Source organism: Corallococcus aberystwythensis, assembly GCF_003612165.1.
Taxonomy (GTDB): domain Bacteria; phylum Myxococcota; class Myxococcia; order Myxococcales; family Myxococcaceae; genus Corallococcus; species Corallococcus aberystwythensis.
In genome coordinates, this window is the sequence record NZ_RAWK01000072.1 from 1 (window position 1) to 17,753 (window position 17,753).

Genomic DNA, 17,753 nt, shown 5'->3' on the forward strand with positions numbered 1-17,753 from the left:
TGTATAAGAGACAGCGACATGCCCGTCCCCCCGTCCGCTCGCCCCGCCGTGCACCGAGGAACTGGTGACGGGCGAAGCGCTTGGACAGGGGCTTCATCCCCTGGGGCAATCCGGGTGTGGACGGCGCGGCCTCGCGCCTGCCCCTCCCCTGGGGGCTACTGGAAGGTCACCTTGCCGTCCCGCTGGTAGCAGACGTGCGGCACGCCATCCGTGGGGCGGATGGCCACGCTCGGGCGGCTGGCGTCCTGCACCGTCCCCAGCTGCGTGTACGTCCAGAAGCCCTGCGCATCCGTCGTACCGAGCGCCAGCGCCGTTCCATTGCGCAGGGCGACGACCGGCTTGCCTCCGCCGTAGGCCAGGTCGGACGCGGCATACTTGTAATCCACCGTCGAGACCCTCCGGGTGCTGGACGCCGCGGGCGTCCCGACCGTGATGTCCTCGATGGCGTTCCATTCGCCATCGGAGATGGCGTTGGAGAGCGCCAGGAAGTGCGAGCCCGGTGCCCAGGCCGCCGCGAGCCAGGGCCCGGTGGCGCTGGTCTTCAGCGGGAAGGACTCCACGGCCGAGCCCCGAAGGACCTGCAGGGACTGACTGACGTAGCCATTCGAAGGCTGGTGCGTGATGAAGTGCAGCGCTCCGGTCGCGTCGAAGAGGGCGTCGCTCGTGAGTGCCTGAGCGGTGACGGAGAACGGCACGGAGGACCACGTGTTCGACGCCGTCCGGGTCGCGATCTCGACGCTCCCCGCGTTGCCGCTGCTGAAGACGATGGACGGCCGCTGCGCCTGCGCCGGGTTGAGCGCGATGCTGATGCGGGTCACGACCGAGGCGTCGACCTCCTCGCGAACCCAGGCGCCGTTGACGCGCGTGGCATAGCCCGCCCGCATCGGCGAGTTGGTGATGTTGCCGGTTCCCTTGGAGTAGGCGACGTGCGGCGTGCCAGTGACCGGATCAATGGCCAGCTGGCTCTTCACGACGAAGACGCCCCCGTTGTTGAAGCCGGGACCGTCAATCAGCTCCGTCGTCCAGGCCGTGCCGTCCCAGCTCGCGTACCACAGGCTGTTGTGGGTGTCGTTCGTGTAGATGACGTGGCCCTTGCCCGTGCTGTCGAACGCGATGTCGCAGCTGCTGCCCGTGACATCCGGCCCCGTGTCGATGGCGGAGCTGGAGGCGAGCGGCGCGGCCACCACGTTGAACTGGAACGCGCCCTCCGCCGTCTTGCCGGATTCCGTCTCGACGGTGACGGACAGGGACGCCGTTCCCGCTGAAGGCAACGTCCAGGTGACGTGCTCATCGGAGGGCTCGACGACGCCCGCGTTGGCGCTCCAGCGGACGGACTTGATGGCTTCACCCGAGGCGACAACCCGGAAGCGCTCCGCCGTGCTTTCGACGTAGGGCCCGGCGCCGTCCTCCCGCTCAATCAGCAACGCCACGTTGGCGGGCCCGGGCGACTGGATGACCTCCGGGGGCCTGGGCTCACGGCCGCAACCGGCGAGCAGCGTCAGACTGCCCAACATCAGGATCCTGGAGACCCACTTCTTCCGCGCCATCACACGAACTCCTCTTTGATGGGCGTGGCGAGTCCTGCGCGCCGCGCCCTGGGAGCTCCGTCAAACGGATGGGCCTCGGGGAAGGTTTATGGAAATCAACATCTCCCCGGAGTCATGGTCATTCCAGTGCAGGCATCCGCACGCCCGCGAGCTTCCGGTCCACCAGCACCGCGTGCAGCGCGTGGATCCGCCCGTTCGCATCCACGTCCACGCGAAGCACGGTGCTCGGGGCCAGCATCGGGTCCTTCGAGGGAGGGTACACCACCACCACCGCGGGCAGGCCGTTGAGCATCCGCGCCTCCCATGCCTTCGGCATGCCACGCATCTCCATCAGCCGGCTGAAGAAGAGAGCGGTGCGTTGTGGGCCCACGATGGGCACCTGCGCCGCACGGAACTTCCCGCCTCCGTCCGAGAGAGCGCGCACATCCGAGGTGAGCAGGGCCTCCGCGGCGGCCACGTCTCCCGACATCAACGCTCCCAGGAAGGCCTCCAGCGCGGCCCGCGTGCGCGCCTGCACGTCACGCGTGGGCACGCAGCGCTCCCGGTCATACGCGGCCATTGCCGCCCGCGCGCGGTGGTGCACCACCTTCACGTTCGCTTCGCTCATGCGCAGCGCCCCGGCCACTTCCAGCACCGAGTAATCAAAGACATCGCGCAGCAGCAGGACCGCCCGCTGCTTGGGTGACAGGGCCTCCAGGGCCAGGAGGAAGGCGAAGGAGACGCTCTCCAGCAGCTCGTAGCGTCCCTCCGTCGAGCCGCCGCCCGGAAGCCTCGCCTCCGCGGATGGAGGGACCTCCTCGTCGCCGGTCTCCACGGGCGAAGGCAGCCATGGACCGACGTAGCCCTCGCGCCTCCGCCGCCGCAGGTGGTCCCGCGCCAGGTTCACCGCGACGCGCGTCAGCCAGGGCCGCAGTGTGTCCAGGCGCTCCGGTGGGGACGCGAGCGCGCGCGCATAGACCTCCTGCACCAGGTCGTCCGCGTCCGCCGACACGCCGGTCATCCGGTAGCAGAGCCCCCAGAGGAAGCGCTCATGCTCGCGTGCGGCCTGAACCAGTGCTCCTCGCGCCTGTGAATCCATTCCGCTCAAGCCTCCACCTCGTGGCGGCGGTGCGCCGCCATGCCCAAGCCCCCGGACATGAAATCCTGTCCCCTTACAAAAGAAGAGAGCCCCCTGCTGGGACCGCCTGTCGGAGGCGAAGCACACGAACTGGTCCGACTGTCGGACCAGTTGGGACCACCTCGGCCGGCAGCCCTCGCACCGACGAGTTCACTCTTATGTTCCCCAACGGACCCGCCACGACCGCCTGCCGGCGGCGAAGCACACGAACTGGTCCGACTGTCGGACCAGTTGGGACCACCTCGGGCCGGGGAGGACGCCCTTCCCTCCCGCGCCCCAGCCAGCTCAAGCTCCCGCCGCGCGGCGCTGGGGTGTCGCGATGCGTTGCACCAGGGCCTGCTCCACGGCCTCGGCGCTCGCCAGGGAGGCGTCCGCGAGCATGCCCTCCGCGCCCACCCAGTCACCCACCCGGTACAGGCCGCCCACGTGCGGCACCTCCACGGCGGGACGCCCTGCCAGCCCGCCGTTCACGGCCCTTGGCAGCCCGGCGCTGACGGTGAGCGAGGGCCGGAAGCGCCGCGCCACCACCTTCGCGCGCCAACCCGGCTGGAGCGCGTCCAGCACCGCCTCCAGCTCCGCCTCGCTCGCCTCCGTGTCCGCGCCGCCCAGGTACTTCGCCACGTGCACCATCGCGCCGCCTTCCGGGGCCAGCTTCGCGGAGGCCGAGTGCACCGACACGTAGTGGGGCCGGTCCAACCCCAGCGCGAACAGCGCGTCCGGCCTCGGCAGGGCGGACAGTCCCAGCTCCAGCGTCGCCGCCTGGATGGGCACCGCCTCCCGCGCCTCCATGGCGAGCACTGCGTCTCCGGGCACCAGCGCCGCCACGTCCGCGGGGCTCCCCGCGAGCACCACCGCGTCCGCGTCGTGCACCGTGCCGTCCGCGAGCCGCACGCCTTCAACCCGCGCGCCTCCCGCCTGGAGGACGACGGCCTCCACCCGCGAGGACAGCTCCAGCCGGACTCCTGCCTCGCGACCCAGCCGCTCCACTGCGTCCACCAACGTGCTCCAGCCCCCGTCCACGTACAGCACGTTCGCGGCGGTCGCGCACTGGAGCTGCTTCAGCCCTGCCTCCGCGCTGAGCGCCTCGAAGTCCGCGCAGTACGAGGACACGCGCACCAGCGCTCCGAGGAGCGCCTGGCTGTCCTTTCGAGTCAGGCGCGTCTCCAGCCACTCCCGCATCGACATCCGCCCCAGGGGCCCCGTGTCGATGCGCGCCAGCCCCGCCAGCAGCTTCGCCACCTCCAGCTTCCCGGCGAGCGACAGCACGTCCGTCGTCATCAGCGTCACGGCCCCACGGGGCAGCGTGTGCAGCCGGCCCTCGCGCAGGGCATGGGCGCCCGCCGGGCTGGGAATGTTTCCTGGAGGCTTCACGCCCAGGCGCTCCAGCACGCGCATCGCCGCGCCCCCCCGGTACAGGGCATGCGGCCCCAGGTTGAAGCGGAAGCCGTCCACCTCCGTCGTCCGCGCGCGCCCGCCCAGGTGCTTCGAGCGCTCGTACAGCGTCACCTCGCAGCCGCCTCGCGCCAGCAGCGCCGCCGCCGTGAGCCCGCCCAGTCCCCCGCCCACCACGGCCACCTTCTTCGCCTGCATGTCCGTCCTCCGTCCCGGCGCCCGGCGCATTCCGGGCATCCAACGGCCACCACGCCGGAGCGGGCCAGAAGGTTACAGCGCCGATTTTCCGTCAGGCGCCGCGGTCGGCCGGCAGCCCCGAGCGCGCGAAGGAGAACACCAGCGACGTCTCGATGCGGCCCGCCTCCGGGCGGCTGGTGAACGATTGCAAGGACGCGAGCCTCGACGCGCTGATGCGGGAGCGCGGCTTCGCGCCTGTACACTGAGGGCCATGCTCGACCACACAGGCATTGGCGTCGCGGACGTCGCCCGTTCCGCCCGCTTCTATGACGCGGCGTTGGGGGCGCTCGGCCTCCGTCGCGCCATGCAGCTGCCCCAGGACACCGGGGCGGATGGCATCGGCTACGGCCGGGAGTACCCCATCTTCTGGATCGACCGCTTCCATCCCCACGGCGTGAAGCAACACACGGCCTTCGCGGCCACGAGCCGCGCCCAGGTCGACGCCTTCCACGCGGCGGCGGTGGCGGCGGGCGGAACCGACAACGGTGCTCCGGGGCTTCGTCCTGCCGACACGGGCTATCCCAAGGGCTACTACGCCGCCTTCGTGCTGGACCCGGACGGCAACAACATTGAAGCGGTCTTCCGGGATGGTTCCTGCTAGCAGTCCCGCGATGACCAGCCCGCGCCCTGCCGGAGTGTCCCCCGAAGCCACCTTTGATGCCGACGCCAGGCTCTGGCGAGACGGCGGCCCGGACGACGCGCGCGAGCGCCTGTGGATTCATCCGTCGGGCCTCCTGCTGCTCGATGCCACCCGCAAGGACGGCAAGCTCGACGGCGAAATCAAGTGGTCGCTCGGCTTCCACGAGATGTCCGAGTACGCGCCGCGCGTGGCCCTGCGGGATGCGCTCGGCCTGCCGAAGGGACCTACCGAAACGTTGATCGCCACGTTCGCGAACGGTGCGCTGGTCGAGGCGCGCTTCCTCGCCGGCTTCGACTTCCCGGACACGCTCAAGGTCGGGCTCCGTGACGGCGCCATCGACGGCGCCGTCGAGTGGGTCATCGGACCGGCCAATGGGGCACTGTTCGAGTACGCCGGTATCAAGCTGCTGTCCAAGGGCTTCAAGGTTCCCAAGCCGTGGCCCCACCGCCTGACGGCCGTCTTCGCCAAGGGCAAGTTGAAGAGCACGACCTTCTTCGACAAGGACGGCACGCAGCTCGACGTCGGCGAGCCCCGGCTCACCGAGTGGGGCGAGAACGCCGAGGCGAGCACCCTCACCGGCTACATCGAGCGCGGCGACTTCGCGGCGGACGCAGCGCGCTTCTTCCCGAAGGCACCCCGCGTGTCGAAGCCTGGCAGCGAGAAGGTTCGCCTCGTTCCCTCGGGCCGGGTGCTCGACGAGGTGGTGAGCAGCAGCGGCGTGCCGGTGATGACCCTTGCCTTCGACTTCGCCAGCTATGGCTTCGACTGCAAGAAGGAGGACCTGGCCGGAGCCAATGACGACAAGTACGTCGGCATCGCGAGCGACGGCTCCGGCGAGATGTTTCTTCTCGACGTCACCACGGGAGAGGTCGTCCGCTACGCGCACGAGGAAGGCTCCGTCACGCCTGCCTTCACGTCGCTGGATCAGCTCGCCTTCTCACTCCTTCGCATCGAGGCGTCCGCCAAGAAGCTGATCCCGAAGGCGAAGCTCTCCGCGCTGTTCAAGAGGCTCGGCCTCACGACGGCCGGTGCACTGCTGAAGGAGTACTGACACCGGGGCGGCATACCGCGGCGGCACCACTGCACGGAGCGCACGAAACAGCCTCCGGGCCCGCGAGACGCGCAGGTGGGTGAGGTACGCGTGGAGAGGCATGCCCAGCGCCTCGCGGAAGGCCCGGCACAAGTGGAACCGGTTCCAGCCCACCTGCCGGGCCAGCGACTCCAGCGTGATGCCCTCCGGGATGGCATCGTGCAGCGCCTCGACCACATGTTGGACAGGGTGGTTCAGGAACAGCCCTTAGCGATGCTGGGCCAGCATCCAGTCCCAGAACGCATAGTTGTCATACTGCTGGGTCCAGCAGTCGTGCGCGTTGCCAGGCAGCACGGTGAAGCGCGCGATGGCGCTCCCGGATGCCACCACGCCGGGCTGCGACGTCCATGTGGGGCTGCCCGCGCCCGGGAACAGGTACGTCACCGTCTGGGATGGCGCCGGCACCGCGAGCGGCTGGGTCAACCCATAGTTCTTCGTCACGCCCGTCAGCCAGGAGCGGTCGGCGGTGTAGGTGATGCTGTCCCCATACGAATGCACCGCCCACACGGGCACGTTCAGCAGCTGGGTGATGACAGGGCCCGGCGCGCCGATGTTGCTGGCCATGGGCGCCAGCGCGGCCAGCCGGCTCCCATACGTGTATGCGTACTTCCAACTCCCGTAGCCCCCGAAGCTGAGGCCCGTCAGGTAGATGCGCGTCGTGTCCACGCGGTAGTTCGCCACGAGGAAGCTGATGAACGCGTCCACTTCCGCTGGCTGCCAGGACGTCGCCGCGCGCGGCGTGAAGACCATCACCTGACGCTGCCCGAAGTACGTCTTTCCCTGGCTCGTGTAGCGGATGTTCTTCAACGCCCCGTTACGCGTCACCACGTTGAGCAGGTCCGCCTCCGTCGTCGACGTGCCGAACTCACCGTTCCCGTTCAGGTGGACGATGACCGGATAGGACGTGGTGGACGTCAGGTAGCCTGGAGGCAGGTACTCCCCATAGCCGTAGCCCGCCCCCGTGCTCGCGGGCAGCCGGGCCACGACCTGGTCCTCGGTGGTGATGGTGAGCCCCGCCTCGTGCGTTCCCCATGCCTCGGCCTCTCCCGGCTCGAAGCCGCCCCCACAGGCGACGGCCCCCATCGCGATGGCCAGCGCAATCCATTGCATCCGCATGGTGTTCTCCCGGTCCGGGTCTGATGCACCCGCAGTCTGCGATTCCGGTTAAAAATAGGAAAGCAGAGATTCAACGGACCGGGTCAGCGCCGGGCCTCTTCCAGCACCCAGGCCTTGAATGCCGCCACGTCCCGCCGGCCCGTCAGGGGACGCGGGTGCACGAGCCAGTAGCTGAAGTCGTTGGGAAGGACCGCCTTGAAGGGCTGGACCAGCCGGCCCGCCTTCAGGTCATCCGCCGCGAGCATCAGCCGCCCCAGCGCCACGCCATCCCCGAGCCGGGCGGCCTGGAGCGCCAGCCCGGCGTCGTTGAACACGGGCCCGCGCTCGGTGTCCACGCCCGCCACTCCGGCGGCATCCAACCAGCGCCGCCAGCCATCCTTCGGCGTGTCGTGGATCAACCGGACCTTCTCCAAATCTCCGGGCGCACGGAGCCGCTTCGCCAGCGCCGGGGTGCACACCGGCGACAGCCCCTCCGCCGCCAGCGGCTCCGCCTTGAGCCCCGTCCACCGGCCCAGCCCGGAGCGGATGCCCACGTCGAAGCGGTCGTCGAGGAAGTCCCAGAGCGCTTCGGAGCTGTTCACGTGCAGCTCGATGTCCGGATGCTGCTTCCGGAAGCGCTCCAGGCGCGGCAGCAGCCAGCACGCTGCGAGTGACGGCAATACCGTGATGCGCAGCGGGCCCTGCTCGTGTGCGTACAGCCGCGTGGTCGCTTCGGACATGCGCTCGAACACGGGCGTCAGCTCGCGCAGGTACGCGGCGCCCCTCGCCGTCAGCGTCAGCGCATGGCCGCGGCGGTCGAACAACGAAACACCGAGCCAGTCCTCCAGCTGCCGCACCTGATGGCTGATGGCCGCCTGGGTCACGCGCAGCTCCGTGGCGGCGCGGGTGAAGCTCAGGTGCCGCGCTCCCGCCTCGAAGGCACGGAGGGCACCCAGCGGTGGAATGCGGCGCATGCTCGATGAGCCCCCTTTATCGAGGCCGCGAGGATAGCTCGCTGGGGCGGCGCCCCGAAATGGAGTCTGTCCTGGACGGCGAGAAGGCGCGATGGACGCGCCCCCCGCGCGAGGTGCCCGTCATGATTTCCGCCGAGGTGTGGGTGTTGTTCCTGGGCTACACGGTGCCCATGGTGGTGAGCCCCGGACCGGGCAACACGGTGCTCGCCACCGCCGGAGGCCGCTTCGGCGTGCGGGGCACGCTGCCCTTCTGGATGGGCTTCGAGGCGGCCAACGTCGCGCTGTGCCTCCTCTACGGCATCGGGCTGGGCGGAGTGCTGCAAGGGCTGCCCGCGCTGCACCAGGTCCTGCGCTGGGGCAGCGTCGCGTACCTGCTCTACCTCGCGTGGGGCTTCTTCCGCGGCTCGGCCACCTCCGGGGAGGCGGACGACGCGCCCTCGCGCCTGGGGTTCGTGGAAGGGCTGCTCGCGGTCGCGCTCAACCCGAAGATCCACTCGATGATCCTGGTGATGTTCTCCCAGTTCCTGGACCCCGCGCGGGGGATGTTCTCCCAGGCGGCGCTGCTCACCGCGGGCTTCCTCATCGTCTGCGTGGCGTGCCACTTCCCGTGGATCTACGGAGGCAAGCTCATCCTGGGGCGCTTCCGCTCCGAGCGCGCCATGCGCATCCAGGGCTGGACCTTTGGCGCCTGCATGGTCGCCGTCGCGGGGTACGTGGCCTTCGCCTGACACCAGCCAGCCGGGGCCCGGCGCGTCCGCTCCCTGTCATCGCGGAACGGCGGCGAACGGTTCGCGTGTTTCACGACCTGGAGGGACCGTGGCACGCATGCAGTGCACCGACGCAGGGCAGAACACGGATGTGCTCTTCCGCTTCCTGGTCCAGAGCACGAAGGACCGCGCCATCTTCGGCATTGACCTGCAAGGGCACATCATCAGCTGGAATTCGGGCGCCGAGCACATCAAGGGCTGGCGTGCCGACGAGGTCCTGGGGCAGCACTTCCGCATGCTCTTCCCCGAGGACTACCGTCGGCAGGGGCGCCCGGAAGCAGAGCTGCGGGAGGCCTTCCAGACGGGACACTTCCAGGGCGAGGAACCCCGGCTGCGCAAGGACGGAAGCCTCTTCATCGCCGAGGTGGACCTGTGGCTTCTGCGTAACGACGCGGACCATCCCTGCGGGTTCGTGAAGGTCACGCAGGACGTCACCGCGCGCAAGCAGGCGGAGGAGGCGCTGCGCCAGAGCGAGGCGCGGCTGAGCGCCATCCTCGCCTCGCTGGACGAAGGCGTCACCCTGCACGACGTGCACGGGACCATCCGCTTCGCCAACGCCGCGGCGGAGGAGAAGCTGGGCCTGTCGGCGAACCACCTGATGGGCCGCACCCCCTTCGACCCGCGCTGGGGTGCCATCCGGGAGGACGGAAGCCCCTACCCCGGCGAAGAGCATCCGCACATGCGAGCGCTGCGCACGGGAGAGAGCGTCACCGGGGACGTGGTGGGCATCCAGCAGGAAGGAGGAGGCCGCATCTGGCTGTCGGTCAATGCCCGCCCCCTCCGCACGGCCGACGGCCGCATCGCGGGCGCCGTCAGCTCCTTCTTCGACATGAGCCGGCGCAAGCAGGAGGAGGAGGAACGGGCGGCCCTGCTCGCCCGGGAGCGGGCAGCGCACGCCGAAGCGAAGGCCGAGCGCCAGAAGCTCTACGCCATCTTCGAGCTGGCCCCCGTGGGCATCGCCATCTTCCGGGGCGCCCACCACGTCGTGCAGTACGCCAACCCCGTCCAGTGCCAGTTCTGGGAGCGGAGGAGCGAGGAGGTGCTTGGCAGACCCTTCATCGAACTCCTGCCAGAGGAGCTGGGGCCCTCCATCATCGCGACGACCTGTGACCCCGTCTTCCAGAAGGGGGAGTCCCGGGTCTTCACGGAGGAGCGCTTCCAGTTCACCCGCCGGTCCACGGGCGAGCGGGTGGAGCACTACTTCAACTTCACGCACGTGCCCATGCGGGACCAGGATGGCACCGTCGAGGGCTTCATGGCGGTGGCCTGGGATGCCACGGACGCGGTGAGGGCGCACCAGCGCGCGGCCGTCCTGACCCAGCAACTCCAGGACCGCGTGGACTTCGAGCAGCAGCTCATCGGCATTGTCAGCCACGACCTGCGCACCCCGCTCAACGCCATCCACCTGACGGTGGGCGCCATGGCCCGGCGCGACGAACTGGACGCGCGCACCGCCCAGTCCGTCCTGCGCATCCAGTCCGCCGTCCACCGCGCGAGCCGGCTCGTGGGAGACCTGCTCGACTTCACCCAGGCCCGCCTGGGCGGAGGCATCCCCATCGCGCCCCGCGCCGCGAACCTGCACCAGGTGGCGCGGCAGGTCCTGGATCAGGTGGATGCCGCCAACCCCGGCCGCACCCTGCGGGTGCAGGAGCAGGGCGACGCGACGGGGGAATGGGACCCGGAACGGCTGGCCCAGGTGGTGCAGAACCTGGTGACGAACGCCCTCAAGTACAGCCCCGAGTCCAGCCCGGTGCAGGTGACGACCCGGGGTGAGAGGGATTGGGTGGGCCTGTCCGTCCACAACCAGGGCACCCCCATCCCTCCAGAGAAGCTGCCCGGCATCTTCGAGCCCCTCCAGCGCGCGACGTCGGAGGTGGACTCCTCCGGCCGCAGCGTGGGCCTGGGGCTCTACATCGTGAAGCAGCTGGTGGAGGCGCACGGCGGCACCGTCGACGTCACCTCCACCCTCAAGGACGGCACCACGTTCAACGTGCGCCTTCCCCGGGGCAGGCCCGCGCCGACGGGCTCACGCGGGCAGTGACTTCAGGAAGGCGAGCAGGGCGGCGTTCACCTCCGCGGGGCGCTCCTGTTGGATCCAGTGGCCCGCGCCCGGCAGGACGAGCACCTCCTGGAGGTTCGGCACCAGCGCCTTCATGGCGTCCGTGGGAGCGAAGGCGCGGCCCGGGTCCTTCTCCCCGGTGATGAACAGGGCGGGCTGCTGGATGACGGCCGTCGCGAGCCGCGGCAATTCCTCCCAGTCGCGGTCCATGTTGCGGTAGCGATTGAGCCCGCCCCGGAAGCCGCTGTGCGAAAGCTCCTTCGCGAAGTGCGCGACGTCCGCCTCCGTGAGCCACGCGGGCAGCGAGTCCGGCACCTGGAGCCCCGTGAGGAACCCGTCGCCCTCGCGGCGCGCCTGCACGGCCGGGGCCTTCGTGTCGAAACCGGGAGTCCCGCCCAGGGTGATGCGGAGCGTCCTCGGGATGTCCGCTTCGAGCTCCGCCTCGGCGACGCCCGGCTCCTGGAAGTAGAGGATGTAGAACCACTTGTCGCCGAACACGCGCTTGAAGAGCTGCGTGGGCGGCATGGGCGCGCGGCCCAGGTGCGGCACGCTCATGCCGACGACGGCGCGGAAGCGGTCCGGGTGCAGCGCGGCGCAGTTCCACGCCATCGCCGAGCCCCAGTCGTGGCCGACCACCACGGCGGTCTTCTCTCCCAGCGCATCGAGCAGGCCCACGAAGTCCGCCAGCAGCTGCTTCATGCTGTACGCCTCGATGGGCTCCGGCCTGTCGCTCCCGCCGTAGCCGCGCACGTCGGGCGCGACGGCGTGGTAGCCGGCCTCCGCGAGCGCGACGAGTTGGTGGCGCCAGGAGTAGCCGGACTCCGGCCAGCCATGGAGGAGCAGCACCAGCGGCCCCTGGCCGGCCTCGGTGAGGTGCAGGTGGATGCCATTCGTCCGGACGGTGCGGTGGGTGATGTCGGCCATGGGCCCGTTCTGCACGACGCGAGCCCGTCCTGCCATCCTCCGAGCGCACTCGGGTCTGGATGATGACGGTGGGCATCGGGCCGGTGACAGGAGTCACCAGACGCGCTCCCGGAAGCGCTCCTCGCTGCCTGTGAAATCCGTGGGTTGTCCGCGTCCGTGCGGCCCGCGGGGGCTGGCACACCCGCTGCTATGGGGTCCCGTGTCGCTTCAACGCAAAGAACCCCATCCCTTTCGAGGAACCCCCACCATGGCCCTCTCGCCCCTTCGCAGCGCCACCACGCCCATGTCCCGCATGTCAGTGCATGACGCTGGCAGCGCCCGTCCCGGCAACCTCCAGGGCGGCGCGGAAGGGCCCGGCGGCTCCGGGCCCATGGGCCTGAAGCGGCGCACCCCGGGGCCTGAGGTGCTCCGGCAGGACGGCTTCGACGCCGGCCCGGGCAAGGGCGCGGAGCTGGGCAGGCTGCTGCAGGACACGCTGTCGGCGCTGACGTCCATCGTGCAGCTGGTGGCGCAGGCCGTGCCGGGCGGCGCGCAGGCGCTCCAGGGAGCCCAGGGTGCACAGGGCGCCGCGGGTGGGAAGTGCGGCTCGGGGTCGCCGCCCTTCTCCGACAGCAGCTTCACGCCGAAGGACGCGGGCCGTCCTCCCGTGGCGCTCAACGGCAACACCGGCGTCGTGGGCCCGGGGGCCTCGCAGCAGGCGACCGCGTCCCAGGGTGGCTCGAAGCTGGGCGGCAACCTGCCCGCGGGGCTGGAGAAGTTCCGGGGCGCCATCGAGTCCGCCTCCGCCAAGACGGGCATGCCGGCGGAGATGCTGGCCGCTCAAATCTGGCAGGAGTCGCGCGGCAACCTGGAGGCCGTCTCCACCAACGGCGGCAACGGCCTGACGGACACCGGCCTGATGCAGGTCAACCCCAACACCTACGGGGAGCTGCAGGCGAAGCACCCGGAGCTCCAGGGCAAGAACCTCTCCGACCCGGAGACCAACATCCTGGCGGGCGCCTTCTACATGAAGGACATGAAGGAGCAGTTCGGCAGCGATGAGCTGGCCCTGCGCGCCTACAACTCCGGCCCCAACGGCGTGGACAAGAGCAACCCGGACGCCATCCCCGCCGGCACCGGCGACGCCACCTACGTGCAGAAGGTGAAGTCCTTCATGAACACGCTGGCCACCGGCCAGGGCACGCTGCCCGCGTAGCCTGGACGCTCAGGCGGCCCCGCGGACGCCCTGGCTGTAGCTGTCGCAGAGCGCCAGGTACTCGTCGCTGTCCATGGCGAGCGCGGAGACCCGCATCTTCTTGACGCGGGGCTTCGCGAGCGTGGTCTTGATCTGCACCATCTTCATGACCGGAAGCCCCATGTAGGACTGGTCGAGGTAGAGGTTCTCCTGCATGTCCTCCCAGGCGATGAGCACGCCGTCCGGGAAGCGGATGCCGTCCCGGCCGATGAGCAGCACGGGCGTGTCCAGCTTCCCCAGCCCCCGGACGCAGTTGAAGAACATCCAGGCCGAGGCCAGCGTGATCAACGCCACGAAGATCCACACGTTGCTCTTGGAGAGCGACTTCCAGGTGAGCACGCCGAAGAAGACCGTCGCCAGCGTCCAGATGACCACGCCGGCGATGAGGCGGGCCCGCGAGTAGTAGATGGCGCGCGGCTGTTCCGCCTGCTTCTTGGACTGGGGGGAGCGGTAGATTTCCATGTCGGATGCTCGTGGGTGCGTCAGCCGGCCAGCCGGTCTGACAGGTAGGCCAGCAGCACTGGCGCGTTGATGACCTTCGCTTCGTCGAACTTCCGGGTCCTGCCCTGCGCGACGATGATCAGCTCGCGGGACGCGAAGCCCTGGTCCACCTCGTCCTGGAGGCGGATGCTTTCGATGTCGTCCCAGCGCCAGAGCCGTCCCCGGTGGGTGAGCCCCGCGTCGCCCAGCGTCAGCGGCCCGAAGCGCACCGGCTGCCCGGCGGAGACCTGGAGATTCACGCGTTCCAGCAGGCGCGACACCACCTGCTCCAGCACCACCGCGTGCAGCGCCTCCGCGTCGCTCCACAGGTCCAGCCGCAGCCGCAGCGTTCCTCCCGCGTGGCGCAGCAGGACGCGGTCGTGCGCGTGCTGTTCGACGATCTCCCGCACGTCCCGCCAGCGGATCCGCGTGCCGTCAGCGCTCAAACCCGAGTCGTCCACCGTCAGCGTGCGCGGCGCCCGCAGCCAGGCGAAGAGGTCGCTGGCCCGCCACCCGAGGACGTAGATGCAGCAGGGAATGCCCAGCAGCAGCAGGGAGAACCCGAACGGGCTCCGGAGCACGTCCTGGACCATCTGGTGCGGAAGCAGGGGCACGCCCAGGGGATCCAGCAGCGCCGCGGCCTCGATGTAGAGCAGGGCCAGGCCCGCCAGGAACCAAGACAATGAGTGCGTGGGAAAGAGCTTGTGGTGCGAGTGCTTCAGTGACGCCTCCAGACGACCCGGGCGTCTATAAACAATCACTCCTGTCTCCGCGATGTGTTTCACCCCTCGGGTGTACGTTCTCGCGGGCTGGGAAAAACACCCTCGCTCGCTGAGACAGCACTGTCTGGCTTTGCGCGGAATCTCCCTTATCCAATCACAGTGGTGGTATGGGACGCGTTCCCGGGTCCCCGAGGCGCACTCCCGATGACCGATGACATCAAGGACAGCCCCGCCTTCAAGGCGCTCAAGGCGCGCATGGACGCCCTCAAGAACGCGCCTCCGCTGGAGAAGGCGCGCACGTTCCTGAAGGCCTACTGCGCGGTCAACTCGACGCTGGAGGAGGTGGACGACCAGATCCGGCACGTGCTGGGCTTCAACAGCATCTCGCTGTGGACGGGCATCGCGGGGCTGGAGACCGTCCTCGCCGACACGCACCTGCCGGCCTCGACGCTGGTGTCGCTGGTGCGCGAGGACGCGAATCGGAAGGAACTGCCCGCCACCCCCGCGGCGGCCCGCCAGTACCTGGAGCAGGTGCTGGGCCTGCTGCGCAAGTACCTGCCGAAGGAGCCCGAAGTCGAAGGTGTCGCCGGCTTCGGCATCGACGAGGTCTACAACCTGCGCGACCCGGCCCACACGCTGGAGCGGCTGCGCTGCATCGACGTGGTGGGCGTGGGCAACGGGAGCTTCGCGCTGCTCGTGCCGGAGCACGCCAGCGACGACGAGGGCCCCTTCACGGTCTACCGCTACGAGGCGGTGTTCGGACAGCCGTTCAAGTACGATCGCGTGACGGACGCGGACCTCATCGCGAAGGTGCTCGAGGCGTCCCGCAGCTCCCCCTGAGGCCCCCATGCCCCTGCCGCGCAATGACTACCTCCCGCAGCTCGCCATCGTCGGCAACGCGCGGCTGCGAGGACGCGACCTGCGGGCGCAGGTGATTGACGACCCCGGCGGCGCGGCGCTCGTCCGGGGACCTGATGACTTCGGGGGCTTCGCCCTGCCGGATGGGGGCTTCGAGCCATCCTTCTACGTCTGGCTGGACGCGATGAAGGCGCGGGGGCTCGTGGCGCTCCGGGTGCTCACGGACAGCGACCCCGCCGATTGGATCCTCCAGGCTCCACCCCCTTCCCTGCCCCGGCTGCCGGACTTCGTCCTCGTCTTCGGGGACCGGGAGGCCGGGTACGGGTTCCGCTTCGAGCACGGCCCCACGACCCCGAAGGAGGTCTTCGTCCCGGTGGAGGTGCCCCGGCGGGTGGCCATTCCGCCCGTGGACGCGGCGGAGCGCGAGCTGCTGGAGGCGACGCGCGGCTACGTGCGGTTCCTGGAGGGCAAGGTCCGGCGCGATGACAGGACGGCCGTCTTCTACGAGGCCATGGGGCGCGAAGCCCTGGAGCAGCTCACCGCCACCGAGGCGCGCTTCCAGGAACTGCTCGCGGCGCGGCGCAAGGCCCAGCTGCACCAGCTGCGCAAGGACTACAAGCCCCAGCCCGGCTACACGAAGGAGCTGCGTCCCGGAGTGCTGGAGCAGGCAGACCGGGTCCAGCGGATGACGGACTTCGCGCGCGTGATGGAGGAGGCGGGGCTGTCCTGGCGGACGCAGCGGCTGGCGCTGGTGGCGTCAGGGCTCTCCCCGCTCAACATGCGCCACGAGCGCACGTCGGAGGACACGCTTCCGGACTACGTGCGCCATCCCGGCTACATCGCGGTGGGCTCACGGCTGGCGAAGGCCGCGTGTGACGGGCGCAACGCGGCGCTGAACGCCTCCGCCTGACCCGCCGCCGCGCATCGGGGTGCACGGCGGCCACGCCCCACCTCGCGAGGGAGGCATCCCGGACGCGGATGGCCTACGGTGGGGGCGCCATGAGCTTCGCCGACAAGATGCGCGTCTGGATGCCCCTGCACGAGAACGGCGTCAGCCGCGGCGTGCACTTCGTGGGGGCCTACCTCTTCACGTTCGCCCTGCTGGTGCCCCTGTGCTGGGTGCGCGTGCCCGGCACGCCGCTCACCGCCGCGCACCTGCTGGTGGCCGCGGTGGCCGTGTACGCCATGACGCTGGAGTGGACCGCCGGCCTGCTCATGGCCCTGCCGCTCATCCCCACGCTGCTCGCCGCCGAGACCGTGTCCCGGCTCCCCACGGGAACCGCCGCGGGCATCGCGGTGGGCGTGATGGTCTTCCGCTTCGCGCTGGTGGTGGGCGCGCACGTCGTCTTCGAGAAGAAGACCCACGGCCTGTCGCTGGGTGGCCCGCTGCTCTTCTTCATCGAGCCCGTGTACCTGCTCACCCTGGTGCTCTTCGCGCTGGGGTTCAAGCAGGACCTGCGTGCGCGCGTGGCCTCCACAACCGCCGGCGCCTGACCCCGTGGAGGTCCCTGGCTTGTTCGTCCGGCATCCCGCCGCGCGCTGGGTGCTGCTCACCCTGCTGTCGTTCCTCGTGCTGTCCCTTGTTCCCCTGTCCGGGGTGACAACGACGGGGACGCTGAAGGAGGGCTACACGGACCACGTGCGCCACCCGTACGTGGTCTGGGTGGGGCTGCATCGCGGGGTCCAGGCGCTCTACACCGCGCCGCTGGGCGAGCTTCGTGAAGGCATTCCGTACCGGCAGGCCATCGACCAGTGGCTGGAGGTGCCGTACGTGTATCCGCCCGGCGCGCTGGTGCTCTTCCTGCCCCTGGCGCTCCTGGGCGAGTGGGTGCCCATGTCGCCCCTCGCCTTCGGGCAGGTGTGCCTGCTGTACCTGCTCGTCTTCGCGCACGTGGCGTTCTACGCGGCGCTGCGGCTCCTGGACGGACTTCCCGCCGGAGGCCGCTGGGCGGTGGGGGTGCTCTGCTGGCTGGTGCTCATGCGGCTGGCGCTCAATGGCCAGTACGACGGCGCGTGGCTCGTCTGTGGGGTGCTGGCGTTGGCGGCGCTCGCGAAGGACCGTCCGGCGACAGCGCTCCGCTGGCTGGCGCTCGCGGCGCTCTTGCACTACCGGGCATTCGTCCTTGTCGCCGTGGGCGTGGTGGCGCTGTGGCGCGCGGTGCAGGGGCGGCCGGCGCGCGACTGGCCCTGGGGCACGATGCTGGGGGTGGCGGTGGCGGGCGTCCTCTGTGTGCGCACGTTCCTGTGGATGGCGCCGCTGGCCGCTCGGACGGAAGCGGCGACGCCTTCCATCCTGGGGGAGCCCGGGACGGTGGCCCTGGTGATGGGCTTGAGCGCGGCGGTGCTGGCGCTCTCCTGGCGCGGCTCGGATGGACTGGTGACGGCGTCGGTGGGGCTGGGCGTCGTGCTCGCGGTCATCGACACGCGCCACTGGTGGCATGCCTCCGCGCTGCTGCTGGTGCTCCTGTCCGTGGGCGTGCTGCGGATCCCGCGCTGGCCCACGGCGGTGCGCCTGGGGCTCGTCGTCTGGGCGGCGGCGCTGGAGATCGCCGTGTGGCACGGCAGTCCCCTCTGGTTGTTCCGCGACTTCAACCGCTTCCTGCGGCTGATGTGACGG

General features: G+C 70.1%; 17 protein-coding genes. 9 read left to right on the forward strand and 8 right to left on the reverse strand.

Annotated elements, in window-relative coordinates; translation table 11 throughout:
• Positions 1 to 155: 155 nt before the first annotated feature.
• The 3 genes from D7W81_RS13965 to D7W81_RS13975 all read right to left on the reverse strand — a co-directional run bounded on the left by D7W81_RS13965 (position 156) and on the right by D7W81_RS13975 (position 4,254).
• Positions 156 to 1,547: a hypothetical protein gene (locus D7W81_RS13965; RefSeq protein ID WP_120555863.1), complete on the reverse strand. Its 1,392-nt coding sequence runs from the start codon at positions 1,545 to 1,547 to the stop codon at positions 156 to 158.
• Positions 1,548 to 1,665: 118 nt separating this feature from the next.
• Positions 1,666 to 2,625: a sigma-70 family RNA polymerase sigma factor gene (locus D7W81_RS13970; protein ID WP_120555864.1), complete on the reverse strand. Its 960-nt coding sequence runs from the start codon at positions 2,623 to 2,625 to the stop codon at positions 1,666 to 1,668.
• Positions 2,626 to 2,949: 324 nt separating this feature from the next.
• The gene (locus tag D7W81_RS13975; protein WP_120555865.1) at positions 2,950 to 4,254 is read right to left on the reverse strand and encodes a phytoene desaturase family protein; all 1,305 of its coding nucleotides are present in this window, start codon (positions 4,252 to 4,254) and stop codon (positions 2,950 to 2,952) included.
• A gap of 250 nt (positions 4,255 to 4,504) precedes the next feature.
• On the opposite strand from D7W81_RS13975, the gene D7W81_RS13985 reads away from it, so the two are divergent.
• Both D7W81_RS13985 and D7W81_RS13990 read left to right on the forward strand, forming a co-directional pair.
• Positions 4,505 to 4,894, forward strand: coding sequence for a VOC family protein (locus tag D7W81_RS13985; protein WP_120555866.1), 390 nt, complete (start codon positions 4,505 to 4,507; stop codon positions 4,892 to 4,894).
• A 10-nt stretch (positions 4,895 to 4,904) separates the two neighbouring features.
• Positions 4,905 to 5,984 carry an SMI1/KNR4 family protein gene (locus tag D7W81_RS13990; RefSeq protein ID WP_120555867.1) on the forward strand — a complete coding sequence of 360 codons (1,080 nt, stop codon included), beginning with the start codon at positions 4,905 to 4,907 and terminating at the stop codon, positions 5,982 to 5,984.
• A 246-nt stretch (positions 5,985 to 6,230) separates the two neighbouring features.
• On the opposite strand, the gene D7W81_RS14000 is transcribed toward D7W81_RS13990, so the two are convergent.
• Together D7W81_RS14000 and gcvA are read right to left on the reverse strand one after the other, a co-directional pair.
• A complete protein-coding gene (locus tag D7W81_RS14000) occupies positions 6,231 to 7,139 on the reverse strand; it encodes a carboxylesterase family protein (protein ID WP_120555868.1) in 909 nt (302 codons plus the stop codon).
• Positions 7,140 to 7,222: 83 nt separating this feature from the next.
• Positions 7,223 to 8,092: a transcriptional regulator GcvA gene (gene gcvA / locus D7W81_RS14005; protein WP_120555869.1), complete on the reverse strand. Its 870-nt coding sequence runs from the start codon at positions 8,090 to 8,092 to the stop codon at positions 7,223 to 7,225.
• Positions 8,093 to 8,214: 122 nt separating this feature from the next.
• Between gcvA and D7W81_RS14010 the strand changes: the two genes are divergently transcribed.
• Both D7W81_RS14010 and D7W81_RS14015 read left to right on the forward strand, forming a co-directional pair.
• Positions 8,215 to 8,820, forward strand: coding sequence for a LysE family translocator (locus D7W81_RS14010; RefSeq protein ID WP_120555887.1), 606 nt, complete (start codon positions 8,215 to 8,217; stop codon positions 8,818 to 8,820).
• A 97-nt stretch (positions 8,821 to 8,917) separates the two neighbouring features.
• Positions 8,918 to 10,900, forward strand: a complete 1,983-nt coding sequence (locus tag D7W81_RS14015; protein WP_120555870.1) for a sensor histidine kinase — start codon at positions 8,918 to 8,920, stop codon at positions 10,898 to 10,900.
• Here the strand turns inward: D7W81_RS14015 and D7W81_RS14020 are convergent.
• Positions 10,886 to 11,842: an alpha/beta fold hydrolase gene (locus tag D7W81_RS14020; protein WP_120555871.1), complete on the reverse strand. Its 957-nt coding sequence runs from the start codon at positions 11,840 to 11,842 to the stop codon at positions 10,886 to 10,888. The genes D7W81_RS14015 and D7W81_RS14020 overlap by 15 nt on opposite strands.
• A gap of 247 nt (positions 11,843 to 12,089) precedes the next feature.
• On the opposite strand from D7W81_RS14020, the gene D7W81_RS14025 reads away from it, so the two are divergent.
• Positions 12,090 to 13,037 (forward strand): lytic transglycosylase domain-containing protein, encoded by a 948-nt coding sequence (locus D7W81_RS14025; RefSeq protein ID WP_120555872.1) that lies wholly within the window; start codon positions 12,090 to 12,092, stop codon positions 13,035 to 13,037.
• 9 nt (positions 13,038 to 13,046) lie between these two features.
• On the opposite strand, the gene D7W81_RS14030 is transcribed toward D7W81_RS14025, so the two are convergent.
• Positions 13,047 to 13,538: a hypothetical protein gene (locus D7W81_RS14030; RefSeq protein ID WP_120555873.1), complete on the reverse strand. Its 492-nt coding sequence runs from the start codon at positions 13,536 to 13,538 to the stop codon at positions 13,047 to 13,049.
• A gap of 20 nt (positions 13,539 to 13,558) precedes the next feature.
• Positions 13,559 to 14,341 carry a hypothetical protein gene (locus D7W81_RS14035; protein WP_244227204.1) on the reverse strand — a complete coding sequence of 261 codons (783 nt, stop codon included), beginning with the start codon at positions 14,339 to 14,341 and terminating at the stop codon, positions 13,559 to 13,561.
• A 141-nt stretch (positions 14,342 to 14,482) separates the two neighbouring features.
• Between D7W81_RS14035 and D7W81_RS14040 the strand changes: the two genes are divergently transcribed.
• The 4 genes from D7W81_RS14040 to D7W81_RS14055 all read left to right on the forward strand — a co-directional run bounded on the left by D7W81_RS14040 (position 14,483) and on the right by D7W81_RS14055 (position 17,750).
• The gene (locus tag D7W81_RS14040; RefSeq protein ID WP_120555874.1) at positions 14,483 to 15,118 is read left to right on the forward strand and encodes a hypothetical protein; all 636 of its coding nucleotides are present in this window, start codon (positions 14,483 to 14,485) and stop codon (positions 15,116 to 15,118) included.
• Positions 15,119 to 15,125: 7 nt separating this feature from the next.
• Entirely contained in the window at positions 15,126 to 16,046 is a 921-nt protein-coding gene (locus D7W81_RS14045; RefSeq protein WP_120555875.1) for a hypothetical protein, read from the forward strand.
• An 89-nt stretch (positions 16,047 to 16,135) separates the two neighbouring features.
• Positions 16,136 to 16,630, forward strand: a complete 495-nt coding sequence (locus tag D7W81_RS14050) for an Mpo1-like protein (protein ID WP_120555889.1) — start codon at positions 16,136 to 16,138, stop codon at positions 16,628 to 16,630.
• Positions 16,631 to 16,649: 19 nt separating this feature from the next.
• Positions 16,650 to 17,750, forward strand: a complete 1,101-nt coding sequence (locus D7W81_RS14055) for a hypothetical protein (RefSeq protein ID WP_120555876.1) — start codon at positions 16,650 to 16,652, stop codon at positions 17,748 to 17,750.
• The last annotated feature ends 3 nt before the right edge of the window (positions 17,751 to 17,753 follow it).